Genomic DNA, 13363 nt, shown 5'->3' with positions numbered 1-13363 from the left:
GCCTTCCCGTACCGCTCTGTTGTACCCCCGACCGGATTCGAACCGGCGCTACTGCCGTGAGAGGGCAGCGTGCTAGGCCGCTACACAACGGGGGCCCTAGCGATCCTCCACCCGGCGGTAGCCGGATATTGTCACCGCGAGAACGAGGGTGCGACCCAGGTGTTCTCGCGGGAAGGATCTGTACCCCCGACCGGATTCGAACCGGCGCTACTGCCGTGAGAGGGCAGCGTGCTAGGCCGCTACACAACGGGGGCTTGTCCTGCTGATCTTACGTGTACTGCGCTGGGCTACCAGGACTCGAACCTAGAATGACGGTACCAGAAACCGTAGTGTTGCCAATTACACCATAGCCCACTGAAATGCAACCCCTGGTGGGGGCTTCACTTCTGTCTGCGCTTCCCGGCCGGATCTTTCGGCCCGCTCGGGCGGCGCAGAAAGAACATTACCCGAAGGTGTCCGGCGCTCCAAAACGGGTTTGGCCCCCCAGCAGGCCGGGGAGCTGGTCGAGCCCGGTGATCGTCACCAGATCCGTCCTCCCGGCCCTGCCCTGCCGGTCGAGCCAGATCCCGGTGAGTCCGGCGGCGACGGCACCGGACGCGTCGATGTCCGGCTCGTCCCCGACGTACGCCACCTCGTGCGGCTCCAGCGCGAGCGCCTCGCAGGCGGCGTGGAAGGCGCCCGGCTCCGGCTTGGAGACCCCCAGCTCCACGGCGCAGACCATCGCCTCGAACCGGTCCCGGATGCCGAGCGTGGTGAGCTTGCGGTGCTGGTGTTCGGTGCTGGAGTTGGACAGGATCGCGTGCCGGTAGGCGGGCACCAGCCGGTCGAGGACCGGCAGCACGTCCGGGAAGAGGGTCCAGGCGGCCTCGTAGTGCGTGACGTGCCCGGCGAACCATGCGTCGGCCTCGGCGTCCTCCATGGCCCGCGAGAGGAACTCCCGTACCCGGTCCCGTCGCTGCCCGAGGAAGTCCGTCTCGCCGGCGGCGACGCGCGCCCAGTGCCGGACGGTGATCGCCTTCCAGGCGTCGAGGGCCTCGTCGACCGACGCGTACGCCTCGGGTAGTCCCATGAGCTCCAGGTGGAGCCGCATACCCGTGCGGTCGGCACCCGCGTAGTCGAAGATCGTGTCGTCGATGTCCCAGAGCACGGCTCGGATCGGCATGTACGTCACGGTAGCGGCCCGCGGGTGCCGGCGAGGGGTGAAAAAGCCGTGGAGGGCCGCAGCCGGTCGGCTGCGGCCCTCCACGGGGGTGTCTCGTCGCCTTACGCGGTCAGCTTCGCCAGCGCGGCGTCCACGCGGGCCAGGCTCTTCTCGCGGCCCAGGATCTCCAGGGACTCGAAGAGCGGCAGGCCGATCGTGCGGCCGGTCACGGCGACCCGGACCGGGGCCTGCGCCTTGCCGAGCTTGAGGCCGTGCGCCTCGCCGGCGGTGAGCACGGCGTTCTTCAGGGACTCCGGGTCGCTCCAGTCCGCCGCCTCCAGGTTGGCGCGGGCCGTGGTCAGGAGCGCGGCCGGGTCACCCTTCATCGCCTTGGCCCAGGACGCCTCGTCCTCCACCGGCTCGTCGAGGAAGAGGAAGTCGACGTTGTCGGTGATGTCGGCCAGCACCGTGACCCGGGTCTGGGCGTACGGGGCGATCCGCGTCCACTTCTCCGCGTCGAAGGCCTCCGGGGCCCAGGGCGCGAAGGGGGCCTTCAGCCAGGGGCCGCAGGCCTCGGTGAAGGCCTTCACCTCCAGCATGCGGATGTGCTCGCCGTTGATGTGCTCGGCCTTCTTGAGGTCGAAGCGGGCCGGATTGGCGTTGACGTCCTCGATGTCGAACGCCGCGATCAGCTCGTCCGTCGAGAAGATGTCGCGGTCCTCGGCGATCGACCAGCCGAGCAGCGAGAGGTAGTTCAGCAGCCCCTCGGGGAGGAAGCCGCGCTCCCGGTAGAGGTTGAGGGAGGCCTGCGGGTCGCGCTTGGAGAGCTTCTTGTTGCCCTCGCCCATGACGTACGGCAGGTGGCCGAAGGCGGGGGTCTCCTTGGCGATGCCCAGCTCGATGAGCGCCCGGTACAGGGCGATCTGGCGCGGGGTGGAGGAGAGCAGGTCCTCGCCGCGCAGGACGTGGGTGATCTCCATCAGCGCGTCGTCGACCGGGTTGACCAGCGTGTAGAGCGGGGCCCCGTTGGCGCGGACGATGCCGTAGTCCGGGACGTTCTCCGGCTGGACGGTGATGTCGCCGCGGACCAGGTCGGTGAAGGTGATGGCCTCGTCGGGCATCCGGAAGCGGACGATCGAGCTCCGGCCCTCGGCCTCGTACGCGGCCTTCTGCTCCTCCGTGAGGTGGCGGCAGTGGCCGTCGTAGCCGGACGGACGGCCTGCGGCGCGGGCGGCGTCGCGGCGGGTGTCCAGTTCCTCGGTGGTGCAGTAGCAGGGGTAGGCGTACCCGGCGGCGAGCAGCTTCTCGGCGACGTCCTTGTACAGGTCCATCCGCTGCGACTGGCGGTACGGCGCGTGCGGGCCGCCGATCTCCGGGCCCTCGTCCCAGTCCAGGCCCAGCCAGCGCATCGAGTCGAGCAGCTGCTGGTAGGACTCCTCGGAGTCGCGCGCGGCGTCGGTGTCCTCGATCCGGAAGACCAGGGTGCCCTGGTGGTGCCGGGCGAAGGCCCAGTTGAACAGGGCCGTGCGGACCAGGCCCACGTGGGGGTTGCCGGTCGGGGAGGGACAGAAACGGACGCGATGGGGCCTCCCCTGGTCGAGCGGCGCCGAGAGCTTGGGGAAAGGTGCGTTAGCCACGCTTGATCACCTTGTTGGTGAGAGTGCCGATGCCTTCGATGGTGACGGCGACCTCGTCGCCGACGTGCAGGGGGCCGACCCCTGCGGGGGTGCCGGTGAGGATCACGTCGCCCGGGAGGAGGGTCATTGCCTCCGTGATGTGGACGATCAGGTCCTCGACGGAGCGGACCATGTCGCTCGTGCGGCCGAGCTGCCGCTGCTCGCCGTTGACCGTCGCCTGGATGGTGAGGTCGTGGGGGTCCACATCGGTCTCCACCCAGGGGCCCAGCGGGCAGGAGGTGTCGAAGCCCTTGGCGCGGGCCCACTGCTTCTCGCGGTCCTGCACGTCGCGGGCGGTGACGTCGTTGGCGCAGGTGTAGCCGAGGATGACGTCACGCACGCGCTCGCGCGGGACCTCGCGGCACATGCGGCCGATGACCACGGCCAGCTCGGCCTCGTGGTGGAGGTCGTTGGAGAAGGAGGGGTACTCGATCGCGTCGCCGGAGCCGATCACCGAGGTGGTGGGCTTGAAGAAGGTGATGGGCGCGTCGGGGACCTCGTGGCCGAGCTCGGCGGCGTGCTCCGCGTAGTTGCGGCCGACGGCCACGACCTTGTTGGGGAGCACGGGGGGCAGCAGCCGGACCTTGTTCAGCGGGACCTTGGTGCCCGAGAGCTCGAAGTCGGCGTACGGGATGCCCTTGATGATGTCGAGGACGAGGTCACCGGATTCCACGGTGCCCTGCCCCTCGACGGCGCCGAAGGCGACATTGCCGTCGATGGAGAACCTGGCGATGCGCACGGGATGCTGTCGCCCCTCACTTGCTGGCTGGCTGAAGACTGACGCTCCAGGCTAGCGCCTCACCCGGCGCCGATGAGGGGGACAGCCCCGCCCCGCAGGGCGGGTACTACCGGGCGGCGGTGACCGGGGCTTCCATGAGGATGGTGCGGCGCGGGTTGGCCGTGACGGTGGGCAGTTCGGCGGCGTGCTCCGGCTGGACCGGCGTCCGCAGCGCTTCGGCGTCCTTGAGGTGCGCCAGCGTGGTGCGCCGGGGGTTGGCAATGTTGCGGAACATCGTCGTCGTCTTCATCTGCCGTCAGGATCCTGTCGGTACGGGCGCCACCTCGGTGGCGCCGGCTTGTCGGATTCGCCATCCCTGTAAAGCGTCAGGCTAAACATCCGATTCCCCGCCGATCCCCGGATGAGGCGACGATCATCCTGTGAGTTTGCTCACGAAGTAATCGACAATTGACCCATTTCGGGCAAGTGATCATGGTCCGAGAAACGGACATTACCTCTCTGAATCCATTATTCCGCTCCTGATCATCGCGTCTGGGACACCCCCCACCCCTAAGCGACTCCTCCCCGTAAGTCCGCTTTACCCACGATCACTCTCTACTATTTGTCACTCATTCATCACAACGTGTCACCCAGGTCACAGCCCGGTACCTGGGCCTTGTTGGAGATCCTGCACTGTGCTGGAATTCCACGCACCGCCGCGGGTTTCAGGCCGGCGCACCGGGGCGCGACGCAGCGCCGAGGCGCGGCGGGAGGGGGAAGTACGCCGGTCACTCAACGACCACCATGGGGCGCGTCCAGTGCCCCACGACGCCGACACCGTTCTGTCCGTATTCGGACGGAACGCCTGGTCCAGAGGTTGCGACGCTAGTGCAGGGACGTTTCAAGAGGGATGGCAGCGCTCCGGCGGAACAGGAGCCGCGCGGCGGGACCGACCGCGGTTCCTCGCCCCAGCACGCCCAGAACCCCGGGCCGGCCGCTGCCGGCGACAACAGCGACCGTGCGCAGCGCCCGGGCTCCCCGGCGAACGGCGGAGCCGAGCCGAGCACTCCTCCCGCCTCCCGCGGCCCGGCCGACACGGGCTCGCGAATAGCGCTCCGTAACTGGCGCATCAGCACGCGACTGATCTCGCTCCTCGCCCTCCCCGTGGTCGCGGCGACCAGCCTGGGTGGTCTGCGGATCAACGAGTCCATGAACGACATGCAGCAGCTGGAGCACATGCAGCTGCTGACCCAGATGACCAAGCAGGCGACCGCGCTCGCCCAGCAGCTCCAGGTGGAGCGCGACCAGGCCGCCGGTCCGCTGTCCAACGGGTCCAAGGCGACCGACTACAAGGTCTCCCAGCCCCGGGAGGACACCGACCGGGCCAGGGAAGCGTTCTTCGACGCGACCAACGAGATCGGTGACTTCGAGAACGACGCCGCGCTGGAGAGCATCCACGCGAGCGTCGGCCAGATCGCCTCCCAGCTCGGCAACATCCGGTCGACCCGCGAGACGGCGTACGGCAAGGGCACCCCCAGCCTCAACACCGTCGACCAGTACAGCCAGCTGATCACCGCACTCCTCAGCCTGTCCCAGGACATGGCCCAGGCGACCAACAACCCGGAGATGATCAAGCGCACCCGGGCCCTGGCGGCGTTCTCCTCCGCCAAGGAGTACGCCTCGATCCAGCGCGCGATCATCGCGGCCGCACTGCCCGGTGGTTCGGTCAAGAAGCCGCACCTCAACGAGAACGACAAGCAGTTCGGCAAGAACGCGCAGGACAAGGAAACCCGCGCGATCAGCTCGTTCAAGACGATCTACGGGTCGACGGGGCAGAGCCCGGTCGACCTGATGGCTCCCCTGGACAACGGCAACAACCCCGAGATCAACGCGGCGAACATGTACGCCAAGTACATCCTCGACACCCCGAACGGGATCGACGGGGCCAAGGTCCGCTCGTACATGGACTGGTACGACCAGAGCTCCACCAAGATCGACGCGATGAAGACGATCGAGACCACCCTCCTCAGCGACATGGAGGCCAAGGCGCGCGAGCTGCGCGAGGCCTCCCAGCGCGAGGCGATCATCAACGGTGCGGTCGTCCTCCTCGTCCTCGGCGTCTCGCTGGTCGGCGCCTTCGTGGTGGCCCGCTCCATGATCCGCTCGCTGCGCCGCCTCCAGGACACCGCCACTCGGGTCGCCCAGGACCGGCTGCCCGAGCTCGTCAAGCAGCTCTCCGAGACCGACCCGCAGGACGTCGACACCTCCGTCGAGTCGGTCGGTGTGCACTCCCGGGACGAGATCGGCAAGGTGGCCGCGGCCTTCGACGACGTGCACCGCGAGGCCGTCCGCCTCGCCGCCGAACAGGCGCTGCTGCGAGGCAACGTCAACGCGATGTTCACCAACCTCTCGCGCCGTTCGCAGGGCCTCATCCAGCGTCAGCTCTCGCTCATCTCCGAGCTGGAGTCGCGCGAGGCCGACCCGGACCAGCTGTCCTCGCTCTTCAAGCTCGACCACCTGGCGACCCGTATGCGCCGTAACGGTGAGAACCTCCTCGTCCTCGCGGGTGAGGAGCCGGGTCGCCGGTGGACGCGCCCCGTCCCGCTGGTCGACGTGCTCCGTGCCGCCGCCTCCGAGGTGGAGCAGTACGAGCGCATCGAGCTGTCCGCCGTGCCGGCGACCGAGGTCGCCGGCCGGGTCGTCAACGACCTCGTGCACCTGCTCGCCGAGCTGCTGGAGAACGCGACATCGTTCTCCTCGCCGCAGACGAAGGTCCGGGTCACCGGTCACGCGCTCCCCGACGGCCGGGTGCTCGTCGAGATCCACGACACCGGTATCGGCCTCTCCCCCGAGGACCTCGCGGCGATCAACGAGCGGCTCGCGCAGCCGCCCACCGTGGACGTCTCGGTCTCCCGCCGCATGGGTCTGTTCGTGGTCGGCCGGCTGTCGCTGCGTCACGGCATCCGCATCCAGCTGCGGCCCTCCGACTCCGGCGGCACGACCGCGCTGGTCATGCTGCCCGTCGATGTCGCCCACGGCGGCAAGCAGCCCCCGTCCAAGCAGGGTCCCGGCCAGCAGCCCGGCGGCGCCCCCGGCGGCCTGCTGGCCGGCAACGGCGCGGGCAACGGCCAGCGCCCCGGCATCGGCGGCGGACCGGGTGGACCGGGTGCGAAGAGCCTCGGCTCCGGCCCCGGCGGCCAGCGCGGCCAGGTCGGCGCGGGCTCCGGTCCGCGCGCCGCTCTGCCCGCGCGGGAGAACGGCGCCGGCCGGCCGCAGGGTCCGCAGAACGGCGGGCCCCAGAACGGCGGGTCCCAGAACGGCGGGCCTCAGAACAACGGGCCGCAGAACCCCGGCAACCCGAGTCAGCCCTTCCCGGGTCAGGAGCCGCAGCGCCAGGGCGGCGGCCTCTCCGGCGCCTTCGGCAACGGCGCCCGGCTCGGCGCGCGCGGCGGTCAGGGCGACGCTCCCGGCCGTACGGAGCCGGGTCAGCCCAACCTGTTCGGTCACGGCGCCCCGGCCTCCCCCGGCCAGAACGGCCGCCCGAACGCGTTCGCCCCGCAGAACCAGCAGGGCCAGCAGAACCAGCAGGGCCAGCCCCGCCAGCACCAGCAGGGTCCCGGCGCGCCGCAGCCCCAGCAGGCCCGGCTCGAACAGAGCGGCCCCGGCGCCCAGGGCGGCTTCCAGCAGCCCGGCGGCCCCGGCCGCCAGCTGCCGCCGACCGGTGGTCCGCGGGTTGAGCTGCCCGGCGGCAGCCCGCAGCAGCGTCCGCAGGCCGCGGGCTGGGGCGTCGACGCCCCGCGCGGCCACGAGGAGCACGACGCGACCGGGCAGTTCGCCCGGCCCACCGGCCCCGGCCAGGACCAGGCGTTCAACGCCCCGCTGAACCAGCGGCCGGTGGACGGCCGCCAGGACCCGGGCGCGACCGCCGAGTTCGCCCGGCCGGACTTCTCGGCGCCGCAGGCCCCCCAGGGCCAGAGCTACGGCCGGCAGGACCAGGACCCGGCGAGCACCGCGCAGTTCGCGCGGCCCGACTTCGACGTGCCGCTCCAGCAGAACCAGGGCCAGGGTCTGCCCGCGCCGCGTCAGCGCGGCCGGGACGAGGGTGGCTTCGGCGCCCCGCGTCCGTCGGCGTCCCCGGCGGGCGAGGCCCCGTACCGTCCCGCGCTGCCCCAGCAGCCGGAGGCCCTGCCGCCGGCCGGTCCCGGGGACGGTCGTACGCCGCTGTACGACACCCTGGAGACCAACTGGTTCCACGGCCCGGGCCAGGGCGGCCAGCAGGACGCCGAGCCGCAGGCGCCGGCCGTTCCGGAGCCCACCGGTGTGCCCGTTCCGCCCATGCCCCAGCGTGGTGCGGCCGACACCTCGGTCACCAGCTCCTGGCGCGCCTCGCCCAACGACGAACTCGTACGACAGGCCGAGCGGGTCAAGAAGCCGGCCGCCGGCGGGGTCACCACTTCCGGGCTGCCCCGCCGTGTTCCCCGCGCCAATTTGGTTCCCGGGACCGCTCAGCAGCAGAATCACCAGTCCGGACCTCAGGTTTCGCGTGCGCCCGATGACGTGCGCGGTCGTCTGACCAATCTCCGCCGGGGCATCCAGCAGGGACGGCAGGCCAACAACGGCCCGTCGACCGGCAGTATCCATCTCGGTCCCACTCACCAGCAGGAGCGTTAGTTGAGCCCCATGAGTCAGGCCGCGCAGAATCTGAACTGGCTGATCACCAACTTCGTGGACAACACCCCAGGGGTGTCCCACACGGTGGTGGTCTCCGCGGATGGCCTGCTGCTGGCGATGTCCGAAGGTTTCCCGCGCGACCGCGCCGATCAGCTGGCGGCCGTGGCCTCCGGTCTGACGTCGCTGACCGCGGGCGCCTCCCGGATCTTCGAGGGCGGCGCCGTCAGCCAGACCGTTGTGGAGATGGAGCGCGGGTTCCTCTTCCTGATGTCCATCTCCGACGGTTCCTCACTCGCCGTCCTCGCCCACCCGGACGCCGACATCGGTCTGGTCGGTTACGAGATGGCCCTCCTGGTCGACCGCGCGGGCACCGTCCTCACGCCCGACCTCCGCGCCGAGCTCCAGGGCAGTCTGCTCCACTAGGCGGCCGTCCAGCGGACTCACGAGACGATCCCCTCAGGTAATGCCCACAACCCTCACCCGCCAGGCCGCCTTAGTCCCCTCACCGGCCCCTTGCAGACGGCAAGCCGAGAACCTGCTGTCACGCCCGGAGGATTCATGACCCCGCCACCCGCCTCACCCGATCCGTACGGCGCACTGCACCACGCGTCGTACGACGGGGAAGGCGACCAGCCGCTGGTCCGTCCCTACGCCATGACCGGCGGCCGGACCCGGCCGCGGTACCAGCTCGCGATAGAGGCACTGGTCAGCACCACCGCGGACCCGGCGCATCTGGGAACCCTGCTCCCCGAGCACCAGCGGATCTGCCACCTGTGCCGTGAGGTCAAGTCGGTGGCCGAGGTCTCCGCGCTGCTGTCGATGCCGCTGGGCGTCGCCCGCATCCTCGTGGCGGACCTGGCGGAAGCCGGCATGGTGGCCATCCACCAGCCGGGCAACGGAGAGGCCGGCGGCGCGCCGGATGTGACACTGCTCGAAAGGGTGCTCAGTGGACTTCGCAAGCTCTAGCGGCGGTACGGCCCGCTCCACCACCTCGGCGAAGATCGTGGTGGCGGGCGGTTTCGGCGTGGGTAAGACCACGTTTGTCGGTGCCGTCTCGGAGATCAACCCGCTGCGCACCGAAGCCGTGATGACGTCCGCGTCCGCGGGCATCGACGACCTGACCCACACCGGGGACAAGACCACCACGACGGTGGCCATGGACTTCGGCCGCATCACCCTGGACCAGGACCTGATCCTGTACCTGTTCGGCACCCCCGGCCAGGACCGCTTCTGGTTCATGTGGGACGACCTGGTCCGCGGCGCCATCGGCGCCGTCGTCCTCGTCGACACCCGCCGCCTCGCCGACTGCTTCCCCGCCGTCGACTACTTCGAGAACAGCGGCCTGCCCTTCGTCATCGCCCTCAACGGCTTCGACGGACACCAGCCCTACACCCCCGACGAGGTACGCGAGGCGCTCCAGATCGGGCCGGACGCTCCCATCATCACGACGGACGCCCGGCACCGCGCCGACGCCAAGAGCGGCCTGATCACGCTGGTCGAGCACGCTCTGATGGCACGACTGAAGTAGTCCTGACAAGTAGGCGTAAGTCGTTTTCGGCATACGGAAGTTGCTGTAGTCACGCGGGGGCGGCCTGTGTCGTTTGACACGATCCGCCCCCGTGTTCATAACGTTTCGACAGAGAATTGAACTCGCGCCACCACCCGATGCATCCACCTGGTGCCACTGCGCTCACATGAGCCCCGCCTTTTGACGGGGCTCGCTCTTTATGCCCGTTTTATCTGAGGCGTGTGCCACTCGGAATGATCGATTCCGAGTGTTTGGAAGGGGGCCCGTCCCCGTGCTGCAATTCGTCGAACTCCCGAGTAGTTACGGCCCTGAACGAATGATCCGGCACAACGTAGGTGCCGGCGCCGAGAGGTTGTTGGTCGAGTGAGGCGAAGCAACGAGGGCTCCGTGGTGCAGCCCGAGCGGGGCAACTTCACGCCGCCGTCGCACGCTGCGGCGTCCCCTGCACAGGCGCCGGAGCCGGAGCCGGCCGGTGGCAGCACCAGCCGGTTCTCCCCGCGCAACTGGCGCGTGGCCACCCGGCTGAACGCGATCCTCCTGATCCCCGTCATAGTCGGCCTGGTCATGGGCGGCTTCCAGGTGAAGGGGTCCATCGACACCTGGAGCGAGGCGCAGGAGGCCGAGAAGACCGCCCTCGTCGTCCGCGCGGCATCGGACTACGGTCAGGCGCTCCTGGACGAGCGCGACCTCACCGCACAGCCGCTGCTCTCCGGTGACCGGGACGCCGACGTGGTCGAGCAGACCCGGGCCGCCACGGACGAGGCGCGCGCGGCGTTCGACGAAGCGGTGAAGGAGATGCCCGCCAAGCCGGGCCTGGAGCGCCGCCTCAAGCTCTTCAAGGGCGAGGAGCCCAAGCTCACCGAGCTGCGCAAGGCCGCCTACTCGCAGGCGCTGGACCCGGTGAAGACCGAAGAGGGCTACACCCAGGTCCAGCACTCGCTGATGGAGTTCTCCAACGAGCTCGGCCTCGGCACCGGCAACATCACCAGCTACGGCCGCACCGTCTACGCGATCGAGCTGGCCAAGGCTGCAGAATCGCTTCAGCGCTCGATCGGCATGCACCTGCTGGTGCGCCCGAGCAAGAAGCCCGGCACCTACAACGACCAGGTCAAGGCCTTCGGCTCGTACAACTACATGGAGCAGATCGCCCTCGGCGAGTTCAACTCCGGTGGTACCCAGGCCGATGTGGACCGGCTCAAGCAGGTCATGGCGGGCAAGGCCGCCGAGGGGGCCAAGCAACTCAAGGCCGCCCGCGAGCAGGCCGACGCCGCGGGCCAGCCGTTCGTGTCGCCGCCGAGCATCGACGGTTCGGTCTTCGACGGCATGGCCCAGCAGATCGGCCAGGGCCAGGACCCCGAGGACCTGGCGAAGAAGGGCATCACGCCCGAGACCTGGATGGCCGCCGCCACCGCCAAGTTCGAGGGGTACGCCACCGTCGAGGACGAGCTCGTCACCAAGGCCGTGGACGAGGCCGCGGGGATCTCCTCCGACGCCAAGCGGGACGCCATCGTCAACGGTCTGGCCGTCGTCATCGCCCTGCTGGCCGCCTTCATCCTGGCCGGGCTCATGGCCCGCCAGATGAGCCGGTCGATGCGCCAGCTGCGTACCGCCGCCTTCACCATCGCCGAGCAGCGGCTGCCCTCCCTCGTCGACCAGCTCTCCCGCACCGACCCGGGCCGGGTCGACACCCGGGTGCAGCCGATCCCGATCACCACGCAGGACGAGATCGGCGAGGTGGCCCGCGCCTTCGACCAGGTGCACCGCGAGGCCGTCCGGCTCGCCGCCGAGCAGGCCATGCTGCGGGGCAACGTCAACGCGATCTTCACCAACCTCTCGCGCCGCAACCAGTCGCTCATCGAGGGCCAGCTGACCCTCATCACCGACCTGGAGAACAACGAGGCCGACCCGGACCAGCTGGAGAGCCTCTTCAAGCTGGACCACCTGGCCACCCGTATGCGGCGCAACGGCGAGAACCTGCTGGTCCTCGCGGGCGAGGAGCCCGGCCGCCGCTGGGACCAGCCGGTGCCGCTGGTCGACGTGTTGCGCGCCGCCTCCTCCGAGGTGGAGTCCTACGAGCGCATCGAGCTGTCCGGCGTCCCCGAGGCCGAGATCCACGGCCGGGCCGTCACCGACCTCGTGCACCTGCTGGCCGAGCTGCTGGAGAACGCCACCACGTTCTCCTCTCCGCAGACCAAGGTCCGCGTCACCGCGACCCGGCTGCCCGACGGCCGGGTGATGGTCGAGATCCACGACAAGGGCATCGGCCTGACCGCCGAGGACTTCGCCGACATCAACCACAAACTGGCCAACCCGCCGACCGTGGACGCCGCGGTCTCCCAGCGCATGGGCCTGTTCGTGGTCGGCCGGCTGGCCGACCGGCACGGCATCCGGGTCCAGCTGCGCCCCTCGGGCGAGCAGGCCGGGACGACGTCGCTGGTCATGCTCCCGGACGTGATCACCCATGGTGGCGGTGGCGATTCCCTGGACGGGCAGGACGACTTCACCGTCTCCTCGATCATCCCCGAGCAGCAGAACCCCTTCGAGCCGGCGCCGCAGCACGGCCAGATGCGCACCGCGGCGGAGCTCGGCTTCGACGACTCGCGCTACGAGGCAGCGGCGGACCCGAGCCAGCTGGACCCGGTCAACCGTTCGCTGATGCGCGAGGAGCGCAGGGCGGCGCTGGAGGCCCAGGCCGGCACCGGCGGCCCGTTCCCGGACGGCTCCCAGGAACAGCAGGGGTACGGCCAGGAGGGCTACGGGCAGGGGCAGTACGCCGGCCAGGACCAGTACGCGGGCGGCTCGCAGGGTTACCCGCAGGAGTCCTACGGCCAGGACCAGTACGGCCAGAACGCGGCCCAGCAGGGCCAGGCCCCGTACGCCGACTCCTACGAGCAGCAGCAGTACGGCGCCGGGGGCGGCTACCCGCGGCAGGACCAGAACGGGTCCCAGGAGCAGCCGCGGGAGGGTTACCCGGAAGCGGCATATGCCGCTCCGGAGAACCCGCAGGACCCGTACGCCGCCGACCGGTACGCTGCCCCGACCGACCAGTCCCCCCAGGACGACTGGCCTGTTCAGAGCGGTTTCCAGAACACATTCGAGCCGGTTCGGCAGGCTGAGGCGGAATCTGTTCCGAGCGTTCCCGCGCCGTCGCAGGAGCACGTAGGCTTCGACCGTCCGGGGTCCACCCCGAATGTCGGCCACGAGCTGACCGGAGCCGGTCTTCCTCGCCGCGGCGGTGCCCAGCACTGGCAGCCGAGCGGCCGTGGCAACGACCGGTCCGCAGCCGCTCCGGCTCCGCGGCGGCAGCCGCAGCAGGAAGAGCGGCAGGCCCCGCAGACCGACGGGGACGGCACCGAGGACTGGCGCTCGACGAACGACGAGCGCTGGGAGCGGGCCGAGAAGCTCCGTGAGCCGAAGGCGGGCGGAGTCACCCCCTCCGGTCTCCCCCGGCGCGTACCCAAGGCCAACCTGGTCGAGGGCACGGCGGAGCAGACCCAGCAGGGCGGCCCACAGGTCTCCCGCGCCCCCGAGGACGTCCGCGGCAGGTTGAGCAACCTGCGGCGGGGGGTCCAGCGAGGACGCACCGCCGGGTCGGACACCAGTACCACCTACAACCAGGAGCGTTAGTG

9 protein-coding genes and 3 tRNA genes are annotated in these 13363 nt (G+C 70.1%); 5 read left to right on the top strand and 7 right to left on the bottom strand.

Annotated features, from left to right (window positions below; genetic code table 11):
• Positions 1-22 precede the first annotated feature (22 nt).
• The 7 genes from ACIQAK_RS09495 to ACIQAK_RS09465 all read right to left on the bottom strand — a co-directional run bounded on the left by ACIQAK_RS09495 (position 23) and on the right by ACIQAK_RS09465 (position 3845).
• A tRNA-Glu gene (locus ACIQAK_RS09495) sits at positions 23-95 on the bottom strand.
• Positions 96-181: 86 nt separating this feature from the next.
• Positions 182-254, bottom strand: a tRNA-Glu gene (locus tag ACIQAK_RS09490).
• Positions 255-282: 28 nt separating this feature from the next.
• Positions 283-354: transfer RNA gene (locus ACIQAK_RS09485), tRNA-Gln, on the bottom strand.
• An 88-nt stretch (positions 355-442) separates the two neighbouring features.
• Positions 443-1162, bottom strand: coding sequence for an HAD family hydrolase (locus ACIQAK_RS09480; protein WP_366387677.1), 720 nt, complete (start codon positions 1160-1162; stop codon positions 443-445).
• Between the two features lie 101 nt (positions 1163-1263).
• On the bottom strand, positions 1264-2778 hold the full coding sequence (gene gltX, locus ACIQAK_RS09475; protein WP_366387676.1) for a glutamate--tRNA ligase: 1515 nt from the start codon (positions 2776-2778) through the stop codon (positions 1264-1266).
• Positions 2771-3556, bottom strand: coding sequence for a fumarylacetoacetate hydrolase family protein (locus tag ACIQAK_RS09470; protein ID WP_366387675.1), 786 nt, complete (start codon positions 3554-3556; stop codon positions 2771-2773). The genes gltX and ACIQAK_RS09470 overlap by 8 nt, the downstream gene beginning before the upstream one ends.
• Positions 3557-3662: 106 nt before the next feature.
• Positions 3663-3845: a hypothetical protein gene (locus ACIQAK_RS09465; RefSeq protein WP_366387674.1), complete on the bottom strand. Its 183-nt coding sequence runs from the start codon at positions 3843-3845 to the stop codon at positions 3663-3665.
• 578 nt (positions 3846-4423) lie between these two features.
• On the opposite strand from ACIQAK_RS09465, the gene ACIQAK_RS09460 reads away from it, so the two are divergent.
• From ACIQAK_RS09460 to ACIQAK_RS09440, 5 genes are all read left to right on the top strand, one after another.
• Positions 4424-8206, top strand: a complete 3783-nt coding sequence (locus ACIQAK_RS09460; protein WP_366387673.1) for a nitrate- and nitrite sensing domain-containing protein — start codon at positions 4424-4426, stop codon at positions 8204-8206.
• Positions 8207-8215: 9 nt separating this feature from the next.
• Entirely contained in the window at positions 8216-8629 is a 414-nt protein-coding gene (locus ACIQAK_RS09455) for a roadblock/LC7 domain-containing protein (protein ID WP_006127850.1), read from the top strand.
• A gap of 135 nt (positions 8630-8764) precedes the next feature.
• Positions 8765-9172 (top strand): DUF742 domain-containing protein, encoded by a 408-nt coding sequence (locus tag ACIQAK_RS09450; RefSeq protein WP_003966010.1) that lies wholly within the window; start codon positions 8765-8767, stop codon positions 9170-9172.
• Complete coding sequence (locus ACIQAK_RS09445) at positions 9153-9734, top strand: ATP/GTP-binding protein (RefSeq protein WP_014153856.1); 582 nt, start codon at positions 9153-9155, stop codon at positions 9732-9734. Before ACIQAK_RS09450 ends, ACIQAK_RS09445 begins: the two co-directional genes overlap by 20 nt.
• Before the next feature lie 363 nt (positions 9735-10097).
• The gene (locus ACIQAK_RS09440) at positions 10098-13361 is read left to right on the top strand and encodes a nitrate- and nitrite sensing domain-containing protein (RefSeq protein WP_366387672.1); all 3264 of its coding nucleotides are present in this window, start codon (positions 10098-10100) and stop codon (positions 13359-13361) included.
• Positions 13362-13363: the final 2 nt, after the last annotated feature.

Origin of the sequence: Streptomyces sp. NPDC088706 (assembly GCF_044752765.1) — a bacterium.
In the GTDB taxonomy this organism is placed as follows: domain Bacteria; phylum Actinomycetota; class Actinomycetes; order Streptomycetales; family Streptomycetaceae; genus Streptomyces.
This window is presented reverse-complemented; position numbering and strand designations above follow the sequence as displayed.

Excerpts from the sequence above, each read along its gene's own strand:
- ACIQAK_RS09465 (WP_366387674.1), bottom strand. The coding sequence starts at position 3,845 with ATGAAGACGACGACGATGTTCCGCAACATTGCCAACCCCCGGCGCACC.
- ACIQAK_RS09480 (WP_366387677.1), bottom strand. The coding sequence starts at position 1,162 with ATGCCGATCCGAGCCGTGCTCTGGGACATCGACGACACGATCTTCGAC.
- ACIQAK_RS09450 (WP_003966010.1), top strand. The coding sequence starts at position 8,765 with ATGACCCCGCCACCCGCCTCACCCGATCCGTACGGCGCACTGCACCAC.
- ACIQAK_RS09455 (WP_006127850.1), top strand. The coding sequence starts at position 8,216 with ATGAGTCAGGCCGCGCAGAATCTGAACTGGCTGATCACCAACTTCGTG.